Below are 25873 nucleotides of genomic sequence, written 5' to 3' on the forward strand. Positions count from 1 at the left end.
TAAAATTTATGTTTTTTAGATTTGAATGTTGTTTAATTGATAAAAATAACAACTAAAAAATTTAGGATAAGGAAAAAATAAAAAACTCAGGATAGTATATCATCCCGAGTTTAAAAAAAAACTAAACTTGCTATTAACTATGTGTTTTTTTGAGTTTTATTTTAAGAACATGTTAATTACTTCAGAAAAACAATTTATCTTTTTAAAGCAAAGTGTCCTTTTAGTTGAAGCTGTTCACCTTTATAATTTACATTTGCTAAATACCAATAATCTGCTGCGGGCATTAAAGTCCCGTGGTATGTGCCATTCCATCCAGGTGATGTGTTGGAAAGTGTTTTTAGTAACTTGCCGTACCTATCGTAAATGTAGATGCTTGTACCAGGAAAATCTTTTACACCTGTAATATGCCAAGTATCAAAAAATCCATCGTTATTTGGTGTCATAAATTTAGGTGTATCCACAACAACTACTTCTTTCTCAACTTTGGCACAACCATTAAGATCTAAAATAGTTAAGGTGTGATAGCCAATACCAACGTTTCTAAAAATATTATCGGTTTGTGGATCATTATGGTCTAGAGCATATGCGTAATTACCAATTCCACTAACGGTAACTGTAATATTGTTTGGGTCTGTAAAATCGATAGTTTCTGTTGTTTCTATGGTGGCCTGTTCTGAAATGATAGCGTTAAATGCTTCAAAGGTTTCGCAGCCATTTATGGAGGTTACGGTTACCGAATATTCACCTGCTTCGCTTATCTCTATTTCGGGGGTTGTTTCTCCTGTAGACCATAAATAGCTATCGGTAGCAATATTTGTATTTGCAGAAACTAATAATGGTGAACTTTCTATACAAATAAGTTGATCTCCAATATCTAGTATTGGTTTTGGATGAATTATAATATTAAAATGGGTTGTGCTAAAGCAGCCTGTTTGATTATTTTCTAACCTTACAAATATGGTTTCATTATTTATTGCAAAATAGTTAGTTGGAATAGGTTTGATTATATTTTGGGCATTATCTAATGATCTGTAATAAGAAATATTATAATCATTAGGATTTTGAGATCCTAATATGGTTGTGTTTTGTTGGCTTAAATCGAAATCTAAAATACCATCAAAATCATCATCACAATGTTCTAAATTACCCGGTTTATTTGCAACAGGGAGGCTGTTTACCTTTATTTTAAAAGGGTGAATTGTGCTACATCCAGATGTAGTATTTGTAAGTTTGGCATAAACGATATCTAAATTACTTTTGTAGCTATAGATATGGTTTAGTGCGTTTTGGTTATTTAAAGCATCGGTTTCATTGGTGAAATAATTAATTTTAGTTTCTGGATTAGCGTCTATTATTAAATTATCAATGTCATTTAGGTTTACCGTACCTAGATCACAGGTTTCATAAATAGAAAGGCTTTTTGCTTTTGGAGGAATATTAACTGTAAGTTTTAATGGGACCTGTACATAACAATCGGAAATAGTATTGCTTATTTTTACAAATACTGTTTGTGGATTGCTTTTATTTATATAGTTATCGGCATGGGTAATCGGGTTTGTGTTTTGATCTAAATCTGCTATGGTTTCAAAATATTCTACCTTAATGTAGTCTTGGCGTACATCTAAAATTTCAACAGAAGATTCGGTTAAATCGAATACTACTCGACCGTCATAGTTACTGTCACAATGCGTTATTGTTGGGTTTTGCTCTCGAATTTCAGGAACTTGTATAACGTTAATAGTGAAAGAGGTAATAGAGTTACAAATGGCACCATTATCAATAACCGCGTATATGGTTTGTGGGTTTACGGTGTTTGTAAATGTATTCGATACTTTATTAGTTTGGTTTTCGGCATCGGCTATTGAAGTGTAAAATGAAATATCTAAAATACCTTCTATACCAGCCGATATTTCGTTAATTTTTGTAGTAAGATCGAAGGATGATTTTCCATCATTACTAATGTCATCACATGTAAACCAGTCGGTAGGTTTGTTAAATGGTGGGTTGGTACCAACTTCAATAATAAAAGAACTCGTAGCGAAACAGTTTGTATTGGTAATGTTTTCAATACGTGTAAATACTGTTTGTGGGTTGCTCAGGTTTTGGAAATTTGTGTTTTTGTTTATTGGATTAACCCTGGCTATGGCATCGGCTTCATTTAAATAGTATAACACTGTTTTGTTGTATTGTCCATTTAAAATTTCGCTATCTTTTGTTTTTAGTATAAAATTGGCAAAACCATCGCTGTTCATTTCACAAATTTTATAATTACTGATCTCTGTAAATATTGGCGTAGAATTAACAATAACCGGGAGTGGTAGGGTAGTAAAACATCCAGTGATAGTATTGTCTATTCTAGTATAGAATGTTTTGGATACGGTTTTTACTTGGGTTGGAGTGGTAATAGGGTTTGTGTTATTTCTAGCATCATTTAAATTATTATAATACGAAATCACTCTGTTAGTTGTATCGGTAATAATTTCGGAAGCTTTACTAGTTAAATCTATGGTTGCCGAAAGGGTTTGAGTATCGTTGCACACAGTAATTGGAGTTGGTTGGGTAACTTCTGGAGCAGGTATAACGTTAATGGTAAACGAATTGGTATCAAAACAGCCCGTAGCATTGTTTGTAATTCTTGTGTAAATTACTTGCGGGTTTTGTTTGTTTATATAACTGTTTCCTAGATTACCCGTATTACTAATCGCATCATGTTCTGTTAGAAAATATCTAACGGAATATTCGGGGTTGTTGTGGTTAACATCGGCATCAAAAGCTCGTAAATTAATGTTAATAAAACCATCTTGGTTGGTGTCGCAGTATTCAATTGTTCCAATGGAGTCGAACTCTTTTACAGGAACAAGTTCTAATTGTACAAACTCGGGTTGCGAGCATGAAGGACTAGTAATATTTATAAATAATGTTGTTTTTAGGCTGGTTGTGGTATACGGAATGCTCGAGTCTAGCGGATTAATATTTCGGTCTCTATCGCTTTGAGTTTCATAAAATACTATTGAAAGATCTCGTAATTCTCCGGATATTGTTTTGGCTATATTTTCTAAATTAAAATCTTCTTTTCCATCGTTAGCAATATCACAAAGTCTAATAATATCATGATTTGTTCCTGATGATAATAAATTAGAATGCACCTCTATTGGTACAAACGAAGCGCAGCCGGTTAGTGCGTTTTCTGCTCGAACATAAAGAATTTGTTTTTGGAATGTGGTATTCGTAAAACTGCTTGGGTTTTCAATGGCATTTTCGCCACGTTTGGCTTCTTCTAATGCATAGTGAAATGTTATGTTAACATTTGTAGAGTTTTGTATAACATCGGGAATTATACTGGTTAAATCGAAAGTAGCATAACCAGAATTGCTTTTTTCGCAAGCATCCATATAGTGTAAAATTGCAGTGTTTAGTTTTGGGTTTTCATGAACGGTAAGGTTGAAATTAGTGGTGCTAAAACAGGCCGCATTTTTTTTCTTAACCCGTACGTAAAGGGTTTCTGTAGCATTTTTATTGGTATAGGGAAGTTCTAAGGCGTGTAACCCTGTTTCTGCATCTTGTTGCGATACATGAAAGGTGACTGCTACATCGGTTTGTGTTCCTATAATTTCATCTATTAAAATAGATAAATCAATCTCGGTTATTCCATCAGATAAAGCATCGTCACAAACTTCCAAATCGGTTGGTTGGTTTGCAGTAGGAAGTGTGTTTACAACTAAATTGAATTGAGTGTACCCTAAGCAACCCGTGTCTTTATTTTGTGTTCTTACATAAATGGTTTGAGGGGTGGTTGTGTTTTGGATGGTTGTGGTTATTTTGTTGCTGTTGTTTTCAGAATCTTCTAAGCTGTAATGGTAGCTTATATCGTAATTTCCTTTTGGAACAGCACTTAGTATTTCGTTGTTTTTAGATGATAGGGTGAAGCTTTCTATGCCGTCTTCTTTAGAGTCATCACAAAGAATATAATCTCTAATATTATCAACTTTTTGAGTACTACTTAATGCTACATTAATGGTATCTTTAATAGTACAGGTGTAGGTGGAAAAAGGGATTTCAATAACCACCTCATAATTTCCAGATTCGTTTACATTTAAATTAGATTGAGTAGCATCTGTTATTTTAGTATTGTTTAAGAACCATGAATAAGTTGCTTCAGGATTTCCAATATCTGCATTTAAAACTTCAGAGCTTGCGCAGGTTTGAATATCTTCACCAAGATTTACAGATGAAGTAAAACTATGTCCTTCTATAAAAACGGCCGAATCGTAGTTTTTATCTTTATAATCGGCTATCACTAATTTTATTTCATATAATACATTAGGTTCTATGTTTGCAGAAGCCGACAGGACATTTGTTCTTCCATTAAAGTTGGTGTCTCCAAGGTTATACCCATTAAAATATTCTTCGTTTTCTGCATTACAAAAACCAACAATATCGGGGTGAACTGTGTTAGTGTTTACTGGAGTAGAAGTACCTGGAAGTACAGCAATATTGATGTAAGCATCGGTAGAATTCGCTTTTCGAATAAGAAATGCAAACCCGTCGGAATAGTCACAAGGGAAATTAGCATAGTATTCTTCGGAAGCTAAAATATAATTAAACTGAATATGATTGGATGCCGATATAAAGTTGAAAGCTACAGATGTTGCGTTTAAGGTTCCGGTTACACCTAATGCTGTTTCAAGGTCTATATCGGTACCCCATTCTGTTGTGCCATCGTTAAGTGTTGCTGTGTTTTTAGAGTTTCCAGCAGCATTGGCGTCGCCAGTAGATAATACAATACCATGGTTAAATGGAAAATTCGATTGTCCTTTTTCAAAATAACCAAAGCTACCAATATGGTTTACCGCACCGTTAACTTCAGATTTTATATCAGATAGTTCTACACAGCCTTCAACTAAATTGTTTTTAATTAACGAGGTAACAGGGAGGCTATTATCAATGGTAATTTGCTGAGAGAATAGAAGGCTGCAAATAAAAAAGGCAACAAAACACGAAAAAATAGTAGTTTTATCCATATCAAAATGTTATTTGAATTATAAACAAACGGTAGAGTTGGGGCTCTTTTTGTCGTTGTATTTGTTAAATGTAACCTTAAATAAGATTAAGTGCAATAAAATACGATGAAATGCGTTAAATTTTAACATTTAAAGACGTTGTTTAGTCTTTTTGCTTAAAATCACAGTTAAATATGTAGATTAAGTGTTTAAAAAAATCGTTAAAATGCAGGCGTCGTGTTTTTTTTGAAAGTAAATATGTGTTTTATCGATATAAAATGTTTTTTATCGATATTTTGTTGTGGGTGATTTGAATTGTTTTTTACTAAAAACAGGTTAGACAATGTGTGCCATAAAAAGTGTATAGCGGTTTTATCGTTTTAATGAAAAGTGTCCGCTAAACGTTCTACCATCTTCAAGTTGTACTCTAAACCAATAATCGTCCGATGGTAAATGTGCACCATGAAAAGTACCGTCCCAACCTTGAGATTGTGCAAAGAATTGTTTTAATAATTTTCCATATCGATTAAATATGAATATGGTAGAGTGTGGCTGTATTAAATAATTTATACCTTTTATTTTCCAATAATCATTATAACCATCGCCATTTGGAGTGAAGAATTTGGGATAGCCAATAACAGAAATATCTAATTCGGTAATACCACAAATATCATCTTTAATATATATAGTATAAAAACCAGCTGGTACATTCTCGAATTTAGGTTCGGTTTGGTAATTATTAATAACGTTTAACCCAGTTTCACTTAATGCAAATTTATAATCGCCCAAACCTAGGTTGGTAGTATCTATTGTTACCGAGTTATTATTAGAAATATCAACAATGGTAACATCATCTAAAGTTATTTTGGCAATATCGGAGGCACTTACAGTAATGTCTCGAGTTCTAGAGCATCCTGTGCCATCAGTTTTAGTAAGGGTTACAGCGTAATTTCCTGCGACAGAAACATTTTCTAAAATAGCTGTGTTTATTGAAAGCGGCGTACCTTCAAAAAACCATTCGTATGTAAAAGTTTCTGTGGCATCTGCTTCAATAGGGTCTAAAGTAATTTTAAATTCCGGATTGGACGAACAAATAATTAGCGGAGACTCTACAGTGAAATCTGGAAGCGGATTTACAACAAGTTGAATAGTAGTAGAAGCACGGCAGCTATTGTTTGCAGGATTTGTAACTTCAACTAAAATGGTTTGAGATTCTGTATTTAAGGGGTTTGGTAATGTGGAATTGGTAGTTAAATTTCCAGATTCGTCTATATAGGTGAAATTGATATCCATTCCCGTTTGTGAATCTAAAATAGTATCAGCAAACTTAGAGGTGTCGAAAGGGTATAAACCATCATCATCCACATCGCCAGCACTACCATCGCATACCATAATAGGTGGGATAGGTTTAGCAATAGGGCTTTTATCGACTATAAAATCTATGGTAGTTTCATCGAAACAAGGACCGTCTGGAGCCGCTGTATTGTTATTTGTAACGCGTAGCGTAATGGTTTGTGTCGTTGTTAAAAATGTAGGTGAAATAGGGCTTACTACGGCGGTTCCATCAGCATATAACAAAGGATCGCCTAAAGCGTTAAAATATGAAATATTAACATCTGCTGGATTCTGACTGCCTAAAATGTCTTGTTCTAATTGCGAAGTGTCAAAAGGATAAGCGCCGTCAAAATCATCGTCACATTGCCGTGCTATGGTTACAGGATTTGCAGTAGGTAAAGGTTCAACCGTTAATAAAATATGGCCACCTAAAGCTAAACAATCGTTTAAAATATTACTATCAATACGCACAAAAATGGTTTGCGAATTTGGATAGCCAATGTTTCTATAATTTGAAATATCTGTAATTTCGTTTATTTCGGCTAGGGCATCGGCTTCATTTCTATAATATCTTGGTGGTAACGAGTTTGATCCGGCAGGAATTAAGCTCTGTAATGTTGTACTTGTACTACTAAAGTCGAAGGTAGCAATACCGTCTCGATCGTTATTATTTATGGTGTTATTTCCGTCACTATCTAGAAAATCATCACATTGAGAAAATGGAATTAATAAGTCTGATGGAATAACCGTAGTTGAAACTGTGAGTTCAATTTTCGAAACACTAGCACAACCAAAATTGTTTTCTATTCGGGCCCAAACATTATCATTACTAATGGTATTATTTGTATAGGCCATTGGATTTGAAATAAAATCTGAGCTCGTTTCATCTCCAAGTTCCGCGGCGGCTTGTGTTAAATAGTAGCTAAATGTTTCATTTACGGCATTTGATGATATTTTATCATTAGCTTCCGTTAAATTAAAATCACTTTTACCAAGCGTGGTTAAATCTTCATCATCGCATTGCACTAATTCTACCAATGAATTAACCATAGGAAGTCCGTTTACCGTTAAAGTCATGCTTTCGGAATATAAACCACAACTGTTACCAGCGCGATCTAGTTTTACGCGATATTGGTAGCCGTTGAAACTAATAGGAACGTTAGTAATATTTAGATTTGCTGTTTGCGAATTACTGTAATTCGTATCATCAATAATCGTATTCCAATTAATGCCGTCTGTACTCATTTCCCATTGAAAGCTGTCTGCATCACTAGAATCCACTGAAATATAGGTATTGGTATTTTCACAAATACTTGTGTCAATAGGTTGCGTGTTAATTGAAATTGGTGCACTATTTAAAAAATCGAAATTGGGTAGGGTGTAACCATCAGTTGTATTAGTAACTAATCCATTAGCATCTACAATGGTTGCAGTGTCTCCAAGGAATCCATCGGTATTATCATCGGAAAAACCAGCTTCAATAACATCAGAGCAGGAGTCATTATCGGAGTCTACATCTATATAACTAAAAAAGGAATCTCCATCTAAATTATTTATGGTATATGCTATAACGCCACTATCTGGGTTTGTTTCAGCAGAATCTACCAGTCCGTTAGTATCACTTGGTTCCATAAAATCTATGATACCATTAAGATCGGTATCGGATAAATACGGGCCTAAAGCACCGGTTTCTATTAAATCGAAAATGCCGTCATTATCACTATCTAAATCATAATAATCTGGAACGCCGTCATTGTCGGTATCAATGGGCAATGCGGTAACATCATAAATATCGTCTAACCCATTAGTATCAGTATCTTTATTGGTTAGCGGTGTAAACAGGCCTTGGTTTTCTATAAAATCGGGAATGCCATCGTTATCGCTATCTAAATCTAAACTATCTTCAATGCCATCTAAATCGGTGTCTTTTGCAACACAAGTTGCTGTAATTTGAAAAGTAGCCTGATTACTTGTTGTATCCGATAGATTTTTATGAATATAAGTGAAACTATCGACGTTATTAGCCGAAAAACTAAAGGTTCCCGCTCCAAATGCTAAAGTTGATTTTGGTTTAAAACGAATTTCGAATGCTGAAATTTGAGTGATTCCGGTTTCATAAACTCCATCAAAATTAGTATCGATTAAAAGCTGGTCGTCCGGATCTAAAAGCGTAATGGTTCTTGTGTTTGGCACACGAATGATGAATTCTTGATTGGTATTAATAGTGCCGTTTCCTAAAATTGAACTAATAGGATAATCTAATAGTAAATTTAGAGGTTTGTTAAAGTTTAGTTCATAGGTTAAGCTACTTTCTGCCAGACCATTTTTAGATGACGTTTCACTCATAAAAACGCCTTCATTCGTTCCAGAAATAGGGGTTGCCGTTGTATTGCCAATGGTACTCGTTATGCCATTAAAAGTATAAGCGCCAACAAGGATATCTCCTTTATTTAAATTAGATAAATCGATGCTTTGATTACCATAAGATTCTGTACAATTTAATATGCCATCGTTGTCATTATCAATATCAATATTGTCTGGAATACCATCGTTGTCCACATCGTCTGGGCAAATACTTACAGGGACTTCTAGCGATTCTATAGCTAATCCAGAGCAGTCGAGTTTACCAACAAGTTTGTATGTTCCGGAAAACTCTGGTGTGTATAAGTTAGTTGTTGCACCGGTTGATTTAAACCCATCACCTGAGCCATCATCAAAAAACCATTCAATACTGTCAAAATTATTCATATTGGCCACTTCTAACGTAATGTTTGGAATGCAATTACCAAGGGTTTCAAAAACAGCATTAAAGTTAATTTCTGGTGGTGTTGGAAAACCAGAATAAAAACTCCCCGATGTTGCGGCACCATTGTAATTAAAATAAGCACAGTATAATTCGTCTGTACTTTGAACAGAAACATTTCCCGATAGCCCTAGAACTTTATAAGTTACATAATCTGAGTTTCCAGTAACGGCAGTCGGGCCTGTTGTAGAAAAATTACTCAAAGGCGTGTTGTTTATGGTAACGATTGCTCCTGTTTTTGTAACAATAGAAATTCCACCTGTGTAGGAGGTAGACCCTATGCTTTGTATAGCTGCAATATTGTCTAAATTACCTCTTGTTTCACAACTTAGCGGCGGTACAAAATACATACCTTGGTTAGCTTCGCTTGTGGTAGCACCAATGCCTTGATACGCAAAAACAGGTTCGGATGTTTCTACATACATATTACCATTACGGTACTGGTTGCCTTCAATTAAATAATACTCGCCAGCATTTATTGTAGTTATGGTAGAGTTTCCATTAATACTTATAGCGGTGTTATTGCTGTGTGCTACAATAAGTACGTTTTCCCAATCATTATTGCCGTCTCCTTTAACAAAAATATACTCCTTGCCAATTTTTTCTAAACCTACAATTTGGTCAATGCCGTAATCTCGACCATTTCCATTATCGAAACTCCCATTTGCAGAACCGCAGTTTACAACAATAGGCTTATCTGAATTTACTAAAGTACCGATTAAACCATCTCTATTGGTAGTTGCGTCGATACTGTTTGTAGCCACAGTGTAACTTTCGCCTTTGTTTAATGTAGTGGTAATAGGAAATGGACCAACATAGCTTTTTATAATTAACCCTGAAGGTAAATCGCTAAAAGTGACTACCGTATTATCTTCCGTAGCCATTACCGAAACAAAGTTGAGGTAATTATCTTGAGGATTCTCGTTAGTGTAACTACCAACTCTAAAGGTTTTACCAAGTGCAGCAAGACCTTTACTTACTAAAGCTCCTGCTTGTGAACCCGCATTCATTCTAACCGAGACATAGATACTACCTTCAGCTTCTATAATGTAACCTCGGTTATTTACGACGATACTGGTTTGTGATGATGGAATAAATAAATTTTCATTTCCTGAGCCTATAGAAACAACTCTCGGCGATGTATTGGAAACTACTCCAGTAATATAGGCCGTTGTTGGTTGTCCAACCGGCATAATGGTATAAGCCACATTGGTAACCGATGGTGTAGAGATATAAATATATTGGTCTTCTGGATTTGCACTATTACTATCGGCACTTGTTAATGGTGGAATATAGTGTGTTTTACTCAATTGAGAAAAACCAGGTATGGTAAAAAACAATAGAAATAAAAAAAATATTTTTTTTAAAAATGCCAATTTGCTCATTTACTAGAAAAAATTAATCCGAATCGTTTAGTGCTAATTCTGTTTAAGAATTTTAAAAATAGTGTATTAAATAATATTAGACTCAAAAAAAGTAGCTTGGTTTAAAATTTTAGATAAAAAATATAATATTTTAACAGTTTGAGCGTAATATTGATTGGAAGTTTTTGATAAATTGTATTTATATCATTTATAATTTGAACTTTTTATAAAAACAAAAAAGGTAGAATTTTTTAAAAACTACCTTTTTTACAAATGATTATTTAATCATTAAAATTATTTTTCTTTTTTCTGAATTTTAGAGGTGTTCGCAAAGTTCTCAACAATAATTTTAGGATTGCTATATATATAAACACTACTAGATCCCGAGGCATCTATAGAAAGGGTATCCGTAACTTCTATAGTAGCTTCACTAGCAATTTCAGCAATAAGGGTGCAATGTTTTGCTGTTAAATTTTTACCGGTAAATTCCGAGTTATTATCTGTTCTAAGCGTTAAATCATCGGTAGATCCTTCAATTTCGGCATGTGCTTTTTGGTATAAATCGGTTTTTAAAACAGGTGAATTAATTAGAGCTTCTAGTTTACTATTTCCGTTTAAAACTAAGTTTGAAGTATTTGCAGTTAAATTTAATTCTGTTTTAGATTTATCCAATCCTTCAAAATTAAAATGATCAGTTTTAATAGTTAATCCAACTTTAGAATCTCCAGATGTAACTAGTGTTGTGTTATCGGCGTTTATGGTAGATAAGCCATGTAGTTCGGCATCATCGCGGGCATCAATAGTATTTAAAAAACGATCGTATGTTACTTTAATATTTAAACGTTTTTTTGATGTAATACGCTTTGTAAAATCAAAACTAAGTACACTATCACGAACATCGAAATTAATAAATTCGTGAAGGTTTTCGTCGGTCTCTATTTCAACCGTTGGTTCTTGCCCTTGCACTAAATCTATTTCAAAAGTTTCATCAACTATAATTGTATGAAACGGGTTTATAAGTGCTTGTTCTATAGTAACATTTCTATTACCTTTTACTTTTTCGGAACTTTGACTGTGTCCAAAAAAAACAAAACTTATTGCTAGTATTAGGAGTGAGAGCTGTTTTTTCATTTTGTATATTTCAATTAATAATTATAACAAATATAAAACAAAAACCAGCCCAAAGTGTATGTTTTAGTGAGGAAAGGCAGTAATTAATATAGAAAAAGTGAATCCAATTAACCTTTACTTACATTTCCTTTCAAATCATCCGATTTATTAACCTTTTCTGGGTTTTTAAAATGTTTTAAAGTGTTCTGTTATTAGGTGTTGTATTGCTTTATTTAAAGTTAGCACTTGTTTTTTTACTGAAATTATAAGAGGATAAGCACAAGCTTAAAAAGTGCCGTGATAATAATTTTAATTAGTGTTGCCATGATGGTTCGTTTTTTGATTGATGATTTTTTTTATAATTACAGTTCAAATATCTTTTAAAAAGTGTGTGATTAATAACTTAAATATCTGATCTGTTGTTTTTAGTAGATGAATTGTGTTTTCAGTCTAATTTTTCAGCGGCCAATTGTCTAACTTCTGGGTCGCTATCTTTTTTTGCTACTTCAGCTAAATCCGGTTGAAACGTCATTTTTTTAACGGCTGTTTTTCTAACTTCAGGATTTTTATCATGTTTAGCAATTTCAGCAATAGCGGGTTGAAAGGTCATTTTGTTCAAGGCTAATATTCTAACTTCAGGATCGTTATCTTTTTCTGCTATATCCGCTAAGGCCGGTTGAAAGGTCATTTTTTTTACCGCAAGTTTTCTTATTTCTGGATCTTTATCATGTTCGGCAATTTCTGCTATAGCAGGCTGAAAGGTCATTTTACTTAAAGCAAGTTTTCTAATCTCTGGGTTTTTATCCGTTTTAGCTATTTTCGCTAAATCGGGTTGAAAGGTTGTTTTGTTAACCTCTCGTTTTCTTTCCTCTATGTTGGCATCACGTTTTACAGAAACTTCAGTTTGTTGCTCTTTTTTGGTTTTACCATCTGTACTTTCCTCTATGCTAATACCTATATTATTGATTTTTAAGGATACCTTCTTGTGTGTTTCAGATTTAGTATTTTTTTTGTTTTCCGAATCATCGTCGGCTTCCTTTTTATCAACAGGGCAGTTTAAACATTCTACGTCGTTTTCAATAATTTTTAGATCATAATTCACCTCACCTTTTTTTACAATATTTCCATCATAATTTCTGTAATAGATATAAGACGCCGTGTTTTTCTTAAAATTAACAATTGTGTTTTCTGGAATATATAAAACCACATCTAACTTTTGATCGTTGAATTTATTTTTAGGATCCGTAGTAAAATAGGAGTCTAATAGCAGCACATTATTTTGAAGTTCAAAATGATAATCAATATTTTTAGCACGAGCTCTTGCTTTTTGATAATCGCGACCAGCGGCACTTTTTTCTAAAACGACCGTAATGACAGAATCGGTAGTCGATTTTACTCTAAGATCAATATCCGATGAGTAGATCATTTTATGCCCCTCATCATCGTGTGCCAATTTAAAATTGCTGTGGCGGTAAATGCTTGAGCCAAAATTATCATGACCAACCATTTTAATACTAAGGGTTTCTTTTTTGGGAGCGGACAGCTGGGTTTTTTCAATATAAGTTTCATCAAAAGCATGTTCACTAGCTTGACGAATGCCAATAATAACCAAGCCAATTACGGCAATAAACCATAAGCCTAATAAGGTGAATTTAGCAAAATTACCAATAGACTTTAAGTTAGTAATTAGAATTTTTAGCCCTAAATAAAATAAGAAAAATAAAGGAATTCCTAATGCAAATAAGGCGAGTAGCGATACAAACCAAATAGGCGTTTCGCCTGCATTTACAATATCTACCAAGTCTAATCCCGGAATATGTATAAAGTTGGCAACGCCCACAGAGAACAGACCAATAATTAAAGCAATTAAAGCGGCAGACGAAATTACAATTAATAGAATACCAACAAACTTCGCAATTACTTTAAAGAAAAACATGATGATATCGCCAATGGCATCAAAAAAAGTTTGCGACGACGATTTAATCCGTTGCCCTTGTTTCTGGAAATCGGCTTTTTTTGTTGCTTCCTGTACATTTTTGGCGGCGCCAGAAACCGAATCGCTCACATTTTTTGCAACATCCGAAACCGTTTCGGTTACCGTATCAAAGCCGTCTTTTATTTTTTTTTCAATGTTACTAATGTTAACCGGTTCGCCAGTCATCATTATTTTTTCGGCCGTTGTTTTTGCTTCGGGAACTAAAATCCAAAGTAAAATATAAAGTAGCACCCCTGTTCCCAAACCAAAAATTAATAAAATCCATGCCAAGCGAATCCAAATCGTGTCGATCCCCAAATAATGCGATAATCCAGCAGATACCCCACCAATATACGAGTGGTCTGTATCTCGAAATAATTTCTTAGAAGTCGTTGTTTTTTTTGTGTTTTTGGATTGCGGTTCATCTTCAAAAATCTCATCATCCACTAAATAATCTTCCGGTTGCCCCATGATGGAAATCACTTCATCTACCTCTTTTATGCCAATTACTTGACGTTCAAGAAGAACACGTTCGTTAAAAAGTTCGGCAATTCTTGCTTCAATATCGGCTATAATTTCAGCACGCCCTTGCGTATCTGTAAACGATCGTTTTATAGCCTCCAAATAACGTTGCAGTTTTATGTAAGCATCTTCATCGATATGAAAAAATATACCTGCTAAATTTATATTGACTGTTTTATTCATTTTTGGTTGATTTTTGGCTAGTTACTAAAGTTACCGCATGGTGTAGTTCGCTCCATGTGTTGTTTAATTCTTTTAAAAATAGCTTTCCGGTGTCCGTTAAGCCGTAGTATTTTCGTGGTGGTCCCGAGGTCGATTCTTCCCACCGGTAATTTAAAAGCCCCGCATTTTTTAAACGGGTCAGTAGTGGGTAAATCGTTCCCTCTACCACAAGCAACTTCGCGTCTTTCAACGTACTTAAAATTTCTGCAACATAAGCGTCCTCGTCCTTTAAAACCGAGAGTATGCAGAATTCTAAAACGCCTTTACGCATCTGTGCTTTTGTGTTTTCTATCTTCATATTCTAAAGCATTTTAATATTTTGAAACTGTTCATTTTTTGATTGATTTTTTGATTGATTTTGATGATTGATTATTGATGAAATGTATTTTTATTTTTTATTTGTTGGGCGTTACCCAAGGGTCGGGCTTTCCGCTATATCTTTTTTGCTTTTAATGGCAAAAAAGGATGCCGCATCAATCCCTAACGCGGGTCTATTTGCTAGGTTTAGTGTCTATGCCATATTCCTGGTTATTTTAAAAACTGAATAGTAAATGGGTAATTGTAAATTTCACCATCTCGAGCCCTTAAACTTGCAATAACAATAAAAACCAGTTCTATTATAAAAGCAACAATGGCAAAGGCACCCAATATACCGCCGATATAAAGTAAAGCCGATGGTTTGCCTATGCTAAAGTTAAAATCATTGAAACCATTGAAACTGATAAAATCGAAACCATTAAAAATTTTGAAAACAAAAAACGGAACCGATAGCGTACCTAAAATAATAGCGTATAATAAAATGCTAATCTGAAAATTGATAGCCTGCTTTCCGTGGTGATCTATAAACGCCGATTTATCTTTATTTGCTGCCCATAAAATAATTGGCCCAATAAAATTTCCGAAAGGAATAAAAAACCGACTAAAAGTGGATAAATGAATAAAAGTTGCGATGTTTTTTTGATGATTATCTACCATGATTTTAAAACATATAATAGTTTCTTATGCAAATATATGTCTAAAAGAAGGTACTTTGTTACGCATAGTACCGTAAATTAACATAATATTAACATTTATATTCGCCGATTTTTTTCATAACTTAGTCAAAAATAAATGGTTCTAAAATGACATTAACACCTAGAAAACTAAATGCTTACACCATGTTTAAGTTGCCGTCAGCTTATTTGTGCGGTGTAAGAACAAAACATATCGATAATGAAAAATGTTTAGTAACAGTGAAATATAAATGGATAAACCAAAATCCATTTAAGTCTATGTTTTGGGCAGTGCAAGGAATGGCAGCCGAGTTTTCAACGGGAGCTTTAATGATTGGTAAAATTCAAGATTCGGGCAAACGCATTTCTATGTTAGTTACATCGCAAACCGCAACCTTTACAAAAAAAGCCACAGGACGTATTCTATTTTCTTGCAACGACGGACATTTAATAGATCAAGCCATAAAAAAAGCCATTGAAACAGGCGAGGGGCAAACCCTGTGGATGGAATCTGTGGGTAAAAATGAAGATGATATCGTCGTTTCTTCCTTTAAATTTCAATGGAGTATTAAGCTGAAATCGAAATAGTTTACACTCTTAGTTACGGTGTTTTTTAATAAAATTTTGTAACAAAACATTAAAAAATTCAACATATATATTGTTAATCTTAAACTTATTTTAAAAAAATGACAGCACACGAAATTGATTATAGAATTTACGGCGAAGAAATGCAATACGTAGAAATAGAACTTGATCCACAGGAAGGCGTAGTCGCCGAGGCAGGCAGTTTTATGATGATGGACGATGGCATAAAAATGGAAACTATTTTTGGTGATGGATCTCAAAAAGATTCCGGATTTCTGGGTAAAATATTAGGCGCTGGAAAACGGATATTAACAGGCGAAAGTTTGTTTATGACGGCCTTTTACAATAATCTCACCGGCAAACGAAACGTTTCATTTGCCTCGCCATATCCTGGAAAAATTATCCCTATAGATTTAACGCAGTTTGGAGGAAAATTCATTTGCCAAAAAGATGCTTTTTTATGCGCTGCAAAAGGGGTGAGTGTGGGTATTGAGTTTTCTAAAAAACTAGGACGCGGACTTTTTGGTGGCGAAGGTTTTATTATGCAAAAACTAGAAGGCGATGGTATGGCCTTTGTACACGCTGGTGGTACCATGGCTAAAAAAGAATTGCGAGCAGGCGAAACTTTACGTGTAGATACAGGATGTATTGTTGGTTTCGACCAAACTGTAAATTATGATATTGAATTTATTGGTGGTATAAAAAATACGGTTTTTGGAGGCGAAGGTTTATTTTTTGCCAAGTTGGAAGGCCCTGGAACCGTTTACATACAATCCTTACCGTTTAGTCGTTTGGCAGGACGTGTTTTAGCCATGGCGCCACGATCTGGAGGGAACTCTAGAGGAGAAGGTAGTGTTTTAGGTGGTTTAGGCGATTTATTAGATGGTGATAATAGATTTTAAGGTTTAGTGGTTTTACAACGATTAAAAAAAGCTGTGTTTTTAACATGGCTTTTTTTTTATTGCTATTTTTGTTGGCATCAACTAATAAACTAACTAAAAAAACGTCCTTTAAAAATTTTGTGTTTTCAACTCTTAAATAGGTTTCTAGTAGTATTGCTTTATGTTTTTACTAATATTGCGTTTACGCAAAATAATCATAAAAATGAGTATTTAAAATTTATAGATTTAGCAATCCAAACGAGCTCTAATAATCCTAAAAAAGCGGAACTGTATTTAGATTCAATCCCCGGACCTTTAAATCAAAGTATTAAAGGATATCTTGCTCATTATTATGAGGCAAAAGTGTTTATTAATGATAAAAACAATGAGCTTGCCAAGCAGTTTAAAAACACAGTATTAGCTTTAAAATATGCCGAGTTAGAAAATAATTATGATATTGCTGGCTGGGCATCTTTAGAAATTTTTTACAGTAGCTATATTAAAGAAAAAGATAGCACCGCATATAAATATATAGCTAGTGCCAAAAGGTATTATACGCTTTGCAATAATAAAAAAGGATTAGCTGAGGTTACCCAGATGTATGCTTTAGCTGCCATAAGAAATAAGGCCTTGGCTAAGGGGAATACTATTATTTTAGAACATCTAGATAGCTATAAACTTATTAAGGATGATACGTATTATTATATGTATGCCTTATTTTTATTAACCACCAATTACATTGATTTAAATAATTTAAACAAGGCACATAAGTACTTTAACACATTTAAAACACTAAAAGATAATTCATTTTTAGAGTCCCAATTGTATGAGGTACATTTGTCTACGATTTATGGTAGTTTAGGACGTTTTCATTTCCATAATAAAGCTATAGATTCTACGTCTTATTATTTATCGAAATCTGAAACAGTTAAAACAGAAATGAATGATAGTGATAAGAGAAATTTTTATAATCTCTATATTGATTACTACGATTATATTAAAGATTTTGAACGTAAAAACAATTACATAGATTCTTTAAAAGTTTTCGAAAACCATGTGCTGAAAAAAACTATGGAGGCCAGTTTTTATATTGGTGATACAGTATTAGAGTCGGAGGGAGACCTTAGAAAGGAGCAACAGCATAAAGGTTACCTTATAAAATGGCTGATAATTTTAGTGTTGCTTTTTAATTTACTATTTATTTGGTACACTGTTAAACATAAAAAAATTAAAAAAGTAATAAACAATTTTGAAAAAAATAACGATGAATTTACTTACTTAAAAGCAACACATGAAAAGTTAAAAGTTAAGGTGCATGGTTTAGAAGATTTTATACTTGAGGTTAAAAAAGAAATTAAGGCCATTTCTACTTTGGGTAATGCCGATGAACAACGAAAAAAAATAAAGGAATTGTTAAAAACACTTCATTTAGATTCGTCAACGCTCTTGGATAAAACTAAAAACCATTTAGAAATAGTAAATGAGTTTAATGTCGATTTCTTCACTAAAATAAAAAAGGAATATCCGCAATTAAGTGATTCCGAAAATATAATATGCTATTATTTATTTGTCGGTTTTAAGAGTAAAGAAATAGCGGCTTTTTTAAATGTTTCAATACGGGCAGTAGAAGGCAAGCGTTATCGGATTTCAAAAAAAATGAATCTTCAAGAAAGCGGGCTTAGTTTACTTGATTTCATTCAAAATAATTTTAAAGATTGTAAAGAAAATTCTAATCTTTAAAAAGTGAATTAGCCCTTGATTTTCTTTAGTTTTTTAGCTATGAGTAGTTTTTGAGTAGTTAAATTTAGATAGTGCATATCTATTGTTATTTATATTTGTTTATTCAATTTTGGATAAACAAACTTTAATAAACAAATGAAAAAAACTATTACTTTTTTAATGTTAATCTTTTCTCTTTTTGGGTTTTCCCAATCGGTAGATTATAGAAGTGCTTCAACAACATCTGGTAGTAATTATTATGATATTGTCAATAGTACAAGACAAAAAACGACGGCCAAAAAAGGTGTGTCAAGTAAATTGTCTAGAGCAGATATCAAGGCTGAAAAACAGTTTGAGCGTTGGGCTTATTTTTGGAAAGACCGAGTAAATGCAGATGGTTCTTTTCCAGATGCCTTACAAGGTTGGGAAAATGTTGGTTTACTAGATGCTAAAAGCCTAGCAAAAAGTAAAAAAGAAAGTGTTCAAAGTAAAACAAATGCATTAAGCTGGAGCAATATTGGTCCACAATCTAATCCAGATCCAAATGGCTATGCGGCACCACCACAATTAGGACGTGTAAATACCTTTTGGAGGTTTGCGGCTAACCCAGGTTCAAGTTCTGCTAGCGATATTCTTATTGTTGGTACACCAACTGGAGGTATTTGGAAATCTAATGACAATGGCGCTACATGGTCTCCAAAATTTGATGATTTTGCAGGTATTGGTATTACCAATATTAAAGGGTCTTCCGATGTTATTGGAACACCAGGAGCTCTGTATGCTACTACAGGAGATTATGATAGCGCAGGGACTTTAAACGGTATTGGCGTTTATAAATCTACAGATTATGGTGATACTTGGGTGGCTACAGGGCTTAATGGTAGTTTAGCAGATGGTTCTACAGATAATAATGCCGGTTTGTTAGGTCACTTGGTTGTCATTGATGCCAACACCGCTGTTGTTGCCGCTAGAAATGATATCCTTAAAACGACGGATGGTGGCGCTACTTGGGTATCAAAATTAAATGAATATGATGGTCGATATGGGCGTATGGCTAGTTTTGGAAATGCTATGGTATGTACAAATTATTGGGGAGGTATATTTTATTCTACAGATAAAGGTGATACTTGGCAAACTCTTTTAGCGTCTGGAAGTTCTAAAAATCTAAAAGTAGTTGCTGTAGATAAAGAAGGAGCAAAGGCAGGAACATTTTATGTTCAAGGTAGTGATGGTCGATTAAATGAATTAGATTTAGTCAATGGAACTATAACTGCTATTGGTACAGTTAGGCCCACTACCGCTTCTGAAACGGATCCTGCAGGAACTTATGATTCTCAAGATGGTTATAACCAAGCTTTAACCGTTCGTGATGGGTTTATTATGGAAGGTGCTGTTGCAGGACAAACATCTATAGATAATGGAAATACGTGGTATATGTCATTAAATGGATATTGGAGTAATAACACAAATCCAGGAGTTTATGTTCATAGCGATCATCACCAAATGGGGTATTTAAATAATGGAAACTCGTTTTGGGATGCACATGATGGCGGACTTGATTTTGTAGAATTTGATAATACTCCCGATTTAACCAGTCCAACGACAACTTACAAAACAAATGGCGTTGTTGCTACACAAATTTATACCATTTCTATTAACCCAACCGTTGCAAATAGTGACGATTTTTTAATGGCAAACCAAGATAACGATGGTTTTACTAAAGAAGATGGTGTTTGGTATGGCGTAGGTGCAGGAGATGGTGTATGTTCTGCTATAGATTATTCAAATCCAACAATTCGTTATATGGGCGGTACCAATGGTTCTTTGTACAGATCTTATGGAGCAACAGGTTTTAAAGGGGAGTTTAATGGGGATGAAGTTCCTAAACCAGCAAACGGACAATTTGTTTGGCCTTTTAGTTTAGATACTAATGTTTCAACCATAGCTTATGGCGGTTTTGATGATATGTATAAATCAACAAATATTTCTACTATAAGTTTGTATCCTACAGCACCTGCTGCAAGTGCGGTTTGGACCGATTTAAATGCAGGAGTGGGCTCCCCTACACAGTTTGATAATCAAGGAAATTATATAGCTGTAGTTGGAGAAACGGGTTTAAGTAGAAGTGCAGATGGTGGTTCAAGTTGGAGTACAATAACCCAAGTTTCAGGTGCAGAAATAAATTCTTTTTCTATAGATGGAGCAAGTACTAATGGAGAAACCTTATATGCAACAGCAAAATCTTATGTGGATGGCAAAAAAGTTTTCAAATCTACAGATGGAGGAGCTACTTGGGTAAATATATCAGGGAACTTACCAAATGTAATCATGAAGAAAATTTTATTCAGACAAGGTTATACATCAGAACAATTATTTGTTGGTACAGAACTCGGCGTTTATTATACATCTTATGTAAACGGAGCATCAACAGTTTGGGAAAAATTAGGTGATAATTTACCAAATGTTATTGTTAACGATTTAAAAATAAGTTATGTAGATAATAAATTATTTATTGGAACTTATGGTAGAGGGATGTGGTCTATTGATATTTCAAATGTAACATTAGGTATAGAAAATATTAAGGCTAATGATGTTCTTGCTCCAAAATTATATCCTAACCCGGTTTCTAATGGAACTTTACATATAAAATTACCTAATGATAGCGATTTATCAGACTACGTAATTTATAATGTTGTTGGTGGTTTCATTCAAAAAGGGAATTTAAATTTAGGTGAAAATGCGATTAATGTAAATCATGTTTCTCCTGGAATTTATATTGTAAGAATGTCAAGTCAAGATAAGACTTATACTCAAAAAATTATTCTAAAATAATTATTATAAAGAATTCCAATTAAAAAACGAGCCTCTTTTTGGGGCTCTTTTTTTATGTCTATCAAGCGGTGTTAATTTATAATTATGTTATTGAAAAATTATTTGTGGTAAAATAAAAGGACAATTTACATTAATGTTAATTTTATGTCAAATAGTTAAAAAAGAGCTTTATTTTTATTAGATTTATCATCTCAATCACATGAAAGCCTATGCTATATTTTTACGCTTATTTTAACCAAACTAAAACTTAATAATATTATGGCAAGAGCAATGCTTGATTACACAAAGACTGTGCTTAACAAAGTGAGTTTCGATACATCGTTGTTTTGCAAAGAAGTTGAAAAGGCTTTAAGCCGATTATTACCTTATGAGATTGAAGAATTAAAAATATTTATTCAATCTCTTATTCAGCAAAACCCAGAATTAAATCAATGTATGGTGTATTTAGATCATTAGAATATAAGCGACCTTTTATCGGGTCGCTTTTTTTATATCTTTAAAATCTAATATTTGTTGTTCGTTTAATAAAGGAAATACAAGTAGTGTGTTTGTTATTGCAGTCCTATAAATTCGGTATCACTTAATGTTTTCATAAATGCTATGAGGTTACTTTTTTCTTCTTCACTAAGTGGAATTCTGTTGTTATTATCTTTTAAAATAGGGTCTAAGTTATCGGCTTCAAGAACACCATTATCTAAATAATCTAAAACTTCTTCTAAGGTTGCAAATTGTCCAAAACTGCCGTAAGGCGCTGTGTATTCAATATTTCTTAAAGAAGGAACTCTAAAACGCATTAAATCATCTGAATTTAGAGAGACTCGAGTGCGTCCTGTTTCTTCGTTATCAGGGTTTATTGGAAAGCCTATATTTCTATAACTTTGGTCGGTAAACAATGCTGTACTGTGGCAGCTTATACATTTTTCTTGAAAGGTTTGATAGCCTTGTGCTTCACTTTCAGTGAAGGTATCATTTTCATTTTGTACGCGATCGTATTTGCTATTTGCAGAAATTAAAGTGTATTCATATTGGGCAATGCTTTTATAAATTCGATCTCCAGTGATATCATCATCTCCAAATGTTTTTTTAAACAACTCAATATAATCATCATCTTGTTCAATTTTTTCAATAATATCTAAAATAGAAGCATCCATTTCTTCTGGTGTAATTATTGGAACTAGTGGTTGGTTTTCTAACTTAGATTTGCTTCCTTCCCAATTATATACTTGCATAAAGGCCATGTTTTGTATTGGAGGAGGGTTTCTTAAACCAACTCTGCCATCAATACCTATACCTTTTGAATTATGATCTGCAAATGCATTTTCGGGTATATGACAAGAGGCACATGAAATGCTGTTATCTCGACTTAGTTTTTTGTCAAAAAATAATTTTTCACCCAATTCAATACCATATTTTGTAGGTTTATTGGTGTAAAATGAATTGTTTAATACTGGGAAATCTATAGGGATACTTAATTCTATTTCTGGGTTATCAAAAATAAAAGACTCATAAATAGCTTCGTTGCTACAAGAAGAAACTAGCAGTACGATAAAAATATTCGGTATTAATTTTTTCATTTTAAGAGTTTTTGTAAAAAAGAGTCAGCTTTCAATATGAAATTGAAGCCGACTCTAATTTTTAAATTTAGTTTTCTACATTTTCAATAGAGAACATTCCTGTAATATCAGTATCGCCATTACCAGCCATATTATCAACAAATTCAACCATTGTGCTTGGACTTGAGTGTTTGCTAGGAAGAGTTCCCGCTGTATAACCTTCCGAAGGTGTTTCTAAAGTTATTTTATTGGTTCCACTTAATAAGTAATCAAAATCTGCTTTAATTTTAATAGTGGGAGCATTTTCACCAACCATAGCACTAGTCGTTAGGTTTAATGTAATATCTCTGTAAGCATTACGCGCGTGGATATCTTCGGTATTCCAAGTGCTTTCATCGTCTGCATCACCTCCTAGAACACTACCCGTGTGGATAGATAAAGGGGCATTATCATCACCGTAATAACCTTCAACTTGAGTAAAACGGTATCCGGTTGCCCAGTACCAGTGTATTTCTAGGTCTGCATTATAAAACACAGGAAATAGTTCTTCATCTAAAGTATTTAAGTCTTCTTTTACTCCTAAACCAAATTTTATTTGTGTGTAATCGGCTGTTGGAATATCACTTAAAACATATTGTAAAGTTTCTGGTTTAGATTGGTCGATAATAGTAGCTCCAGTATCTAAATTTTGAGTGTTATAAGGAAACTCTACGCCTTCATCGTTTACAAGACGAATATTTGTTATTATGTATTTTAATTCAGAAAAATGATGTTTTTGGCCTTCACTAGAAATATTTACAGTGGCATCGGCTGAATTGGCATCTCCTAAAACTATAGTTTCATCTCCAAAGGTGTTGTTAAACTCTAATGTTACATTGTTTGCAACAGGAACATCATCATCGTTACATGATACTAATGCTAATACACTAAGTGATAATAAAAGGTACTTTTTTAAATTTTTCATTGTTTTTATTTAATTATTAATAGTTGTTTTTTATAAGTTTATTTTTAAGGACGTAAAAATATTACGTCCCATTCTAGGGATATTTCCCCAGTCTGCGTAGGTGCTATAATATTCATTAAATAGGTTTTCGGCACCAATTTGAAAAACTGTTTTATAATTTTTAATATGAAAACTGTAATCTATGGAAAGGTTCCAGTTTGTGTAAGATGGTGTTTCATCTTCTCCATAAAACGGACTGTAATTATGTTGTTTTAAATCGCCATTTAACGCCGTGAGAACTCCTAATTTTTTATATGAATAGTGCAAGGACGTTTGATAACTTAGTGGACGAATAAATGGTAAGTTATTTTTATTTTCATCTAAACCTCTAGCGTAAGTTAAGGTGCCTTTCCAATGTAAATTATCCATAACGGCGTAATGCGCATCCATGGAAAAATTGAAAAGAGTCGCATAATCTAAAGCGGTGTAGCCTTTAACACCAACAGATTGATAATTCATAGGGCTACCCTGACTTAAAATTCTTCCGATGATGTAATTCTGAATATAGAAATAATTCACTTTTGCTTGTAGGCCTCCCTTTTTGTTTTTAAAGCCGGCACTGGCATTGGCTTCATACGAAATTTCATTTTTTAAATCGGGATTTCCTATGTAATCGTAACGGTCAAAACTGTTATAAATATAATAGCCATAACCTTCGGAAACAGAAGGTGCGCGGTGACCATAACCACCACCAACAGAAAAATTAAAACCGTCTACATTTACCAAATAACTGGTATATAGGTTTGGTAAAAATCTTGTTTTTTCTTGCGGTGCTCCGGGATGGAAAATCCAGTTAAATTCGGCGTACTTCGAATAATTGTAATTGATACCCAAAGAACCTCCAAAATTTAGTTGACTTCTTTTAGATATATCCCAAGAATTACTTAATGAAAGTCCAGCATAACGTGTGGTAACCCATGGCCAGCTATACGCAAACATCGTTCGTTCGCTTCGGTCTTGAGGATACATTCTCATTTCGGCAATAGATAAATTATGATAAGCGTTTAACTGTATTTCAGAAGAAAATTGTTCTTTTTTTACATTCACTTTAGAAACCAAGCCATACGTGGTGCTCCAACCAGGCATATCCATGTGTACCAAATTTTCTGGTCGGGTGGTATCATCCATATAATGCTCAACGGCGTTAAAATAGACTTTAGTATCCCAAACTTTTACGAAGCTGTTTTCAAAAAACTGCTTGTAAGATACCGATGTAATGAGTGCTCTGGAAAGCGATAAATCCATAGGAAGTGCAGGATACCCTACATCTTTAGCTTTATCGAAAATAGCATCTACACGCAAGGACGATAACTCACTTGTTTTATACGCAAAACCCAACGACGTGTTGAATTTTTCGAATTGCGAGTGGTTAACGTCGTCGTTGTTTCCATCGCTATAATTTTCCGCTTTTCTGTAAGACACACTACCTTCGGCCACAAGCTTGTCGCAAGAATAGGCCACATTACCAAGATTGAAAAGTTGATTGTTGTTAAATTCAATCCCCGATTGGTAAGCGCCACTCCATGTTTTACTAAGTCCAAATGCCGTACTTTTCCGTTTTAAGTCAATGCTGCCTGCAACGGTAGCGCCATGCAAACTGCCTTCTTGACCCGATTTTATATCAATATCAGACAAATTATTACTTTCCACATAAGCGGTTACCGGATCCATTTTATCGGTACAAGCTCCAAAAATATGCATTCCATCAATAGTAACGGTAGAGCGCTCCGTACTCATATTGTTAAGTAAGGGCTCCCAAGCATAAGCACCACGTTTAATAAAGCTAATATTAGCGTTAGATGCTAAAAATTCATCAACGGAAACCGCCATTTTCATGTCTGTTTCTATTTTTGCTTTTTTAGCTGCAATAATTAAAACTTCATCTAAAACGGTGTCTAAACTATCCGGTTTTATCTCTTTATTTTGGGCCTTCACAATAGATACCAATAAAAGTAAGGCAAGTGTTATACGTTTCAT

At 33.7% G+C, this 25873-nt stretch carries 14 protein-coding genes; 5 read left to right on the forward strand and 9 right to left on the reverse strand.

Annotated features, from left to right (window positions below; genetic code table 11):
- Window positions 1-194: 194 nt before the first annotated feature.
- From FQU21_RS02365 to FQU21_RS02390, 6 genes are all read right to left on the reverse strand, one after another.
- Window positions 195-5021, reverse strand: coding sequence for a T9SS type B sorting domain-containing protein (locus tag FQU21_RS02365; protein WP_147676422.1), 4827 nt, complete (start codon window positions 5019-5021; stop codon window positions 195-197).
- Between the two features lie 351 nt (window positions 5022-5372).
- Entirely contained in the window at window positions 5373-10448 is a 5076-nt protein-coding gene (locus FQU21_RS02370; protein WP_187269301.1) for a T9SS type B sorting domain-containing protein, read from the reverse strand.
- A 348-nt stretch (window positions 10449-10796) separates the two neighbouring features.
- Window positions 10797-11633: a GIN domain-containing protein gene (locus FQU21_RS02375; protein WP_147676424.1), complete on the reverse strand. Its 837-nt coding sequence runs from the start codon at window positions 11631-11633 to the stop codon at window positions 10797-10799.
- 424 nt (window positions 11634-12057) lie between these two features.
- The gene (locus FQU21_RS02380; protein WP_147676425.1) at window positions 12058-14292 is read right to left on the reverse strand and encodes a PspC domain-containing protein; all 2235 of its coding nucleotides are present in this window, start codon (window positions 14290-14292) and stop codon (window positions 12058-12060) included.
- A complete protein-coding gene (locus FQU21_RS02385) occupies window positions 14285-14629 on the reverse strand; it encodes a PadR family transcriptional regulator (protein WP_147676426.1) in 345 nt (114 codons plus the stop codon). The genes FQU21_RS02380 and FQU21_RS02385 overlap by 8 nt, the downstream gene beginning before the upstream one ends.
- A gap of 230 nt (window positions 14630-14859) precedes the next feature.
- Window positions 14860-15306 carry a DUF4870 domain-containing protein gene (locus FQU21_RS02390; protein ID WP_147676427.1) on the reverse strand — a complete coding sequence of 149 codons (447 nt, stop codon included), beginning with the start codon at window positions 15304-15306 and terminating at the stop codon, window positions 14860-14862.
- 146 nt (window positions 15307-15452) lie between these two features.
- Between FQU21_RS02390 and FQU21_RS02395 the strand changes: the two genes are divergently transcribed.
- From FQU21_RS02395 to FQU21_RS02415, 5 genes are all read left to right on the forward strand, one after another.
- Window positions 15453-15911: a DUF4442 domain-containing protein gene (locus FQU21_RS02395; RefSeq protein ID WP_147676428.1), complete on the forward strand. Its 459-nt coding sequence runs from the start codon at window positions 15453-15455 to the stop codon at window positions 15909-15911.
- A gap of 98 nt (window positions 15912-16009) precedes the next feature.
- Window positions 16010-16810 (forward strand): TIGR00266 family protein, encoded by an 801-nt coding sequence (locus FQU21_RS02400; protein WP_147676429.1) that lies wholly within the window; start codon window positions 16010-16012, stop codon window positions 16808-16810.
- Window positions 16811-16927: 117 nt separating this feature from the next.
- Window positions 16928-18529, forward strand: a complete 1602-nt coding sequence (locus FQU21_RS02405) for a helix-turn-helix transcriptional regulator (protein ID WP_147676430.1) — start codon at window positions 16928-16930, stop codon at window positions 18527-18529.
- A 135-nt stretch (window positions 18530-18664) separates the two neighbouring features.
- Window positions 18665-21340 (forward strand): T9SS type A sorting domain-containing protein, encoded by a 2676-nt coding sequence (locus FQU21_RS02410; protein WP_147676431.1) that lies wholly within the window; start codon window positions 18665-18667, stop codon window positions 21338-21340.
- A 258-nt stretch (window positions 21341-21598) separates the two neighbouring features.
- Window positions 21599-21796 (forward strand): hypothetical protein, encoded by a 198-nt coding sequence (locus FQU21_RS02415; protein WP_147676432.1) that lies wholly within the window; start codon window positions 21599-21601, stop codon window positions 21794-21796.
- Window positions 21797-21891: 95 nt separating this feature from the next.
- On the opposite strand, the gene FQU21_RS02420 is transcribed toward FQU21_RS02415, so the two are convergent.
- From FQU21_RS02420 to FQU21_RS02430, 3 genes are all read right to left on the reverse strand, one after another.
- Window positions 21892-22914, reverse strand: coding sequence for a cytochrome-c peroxidase (locus FQU21_RS02420; RefSeq protein ID WP_147676433.1), 1023 nt, complete (start codon window positions 22912-22914; stop codon window positions 21892-21894).
- Window positions 22915-22981: 67 nt separating this feature from the next.
- Window positions 22982-23857, reverse strand: a complete 876-nt coding sequence (locus tag FQU21_RS02425; protein WP_147676434.1) for an MbnP family protein — start codon at window positions 23855-23857, stop codon at window positions 22982-22984.
- A 30-nt stretch (window positions 23858-23887) separates the two neighbouring features.
- On the reverse strand, window positions 23888-25873 hold the full coding sequence (locus FQU21_RS02430; protein ID WP_147676435.1) for a TonB-dependent receptor plug domain-containing protein: 1986 nt from the start codon (window positions 25871-25873) through the stop codon (window positions 23888-23890).

This window comes from Algibacter pacificus (assembly GCF_008033385.1).
Taxonomy (GTDB): Bacteria; Bacteroidota; Bacteroidia; order Flavobacteriales; family Flavobacteriaceae; genus Algibacter; species Algibacter pacificus.

Coding starts and splice junctions, on each gene's coding strand:
- FQU21_RS02365 (WP_147676422.1), bottom strand. CDS start 5,021: ATGGATAAAACTACTATTTTTTCGTGTTTTGTTGCCTTTTTTATTTGC.
- FQU21_RS02375 (WP_147676424.1), bottom strand. CDS start 11,633: ATGAAAAAACAGCTCTCACTCCTAATACTAGCAATAAGTTTTGTTTTT.
- FQU21_RS02380 (WP_147676425.1), bottom strand. CDS start 14,292: ATGAATAAAACAGTCAATATAAATTTAGCAGGTATATTTTTTCATATC.
- FQU21_RS02385 (WP_147676426.1), bottom strand. CDS start 14,629: ATGAAGATAGAAAACACAAAAGCACAGATGCGTAAAGGCGTTTTAGAA.
- FQU21_RS02390 (WP_147676427.1), bottom strand. CDS start 15,306: ATGGTAGATAATCATCAAAAAAACATCGCAACTTTTATTCATTTATCC.
- FQU21_RS02395 (WP_147676428.1), top strand. CDS start 15,453: ATGACATTAACACCTAGAAAACTAAATGCTTACACCATGTTTAAGTTG.
- FQU21_RS02400 (WP_147676429.1), top strand. CDS start 16,010: ATGACAGCACACGAAATTGATTATAGAATTTACGGCGAAGAAATGCAA.
- FQU21_RS02410 (WP_147676431.1), top strand. CDS start 18,665: ATGAAAAAAACTATTACTTTTTTAATGTTAATCTTTTCTCTTTTTGGG.
- FQU21_RS02415 (WP_147676432.1), top strand. CDS start 21,599: ATGGCAAGAGCAATGCTTGATTACACAAAGACTGTGCTTAACAAAGTG.
- FQU21_RS02420 (WP_147676433.1), bottom strand. CDS start 22,914: ATGAAAAAATTAATACCGAATATTTTTATCGTACTGCTAGTTTCTTCT.
- FQU21_RS02425 (WP_147676434.1), bottom strand. CDS start 23,857: ATGAAAAATTTAAAAAAGTACCTTTTATTATCACTTAGTGTATTAGCA.
- FQU21_RS02430 (WP_147676435.1), bottom strand. CDS start 25,873: ATGAAACGTATAACACTTGCCTTACTTTTATTGGTATCTATTGTGAAG.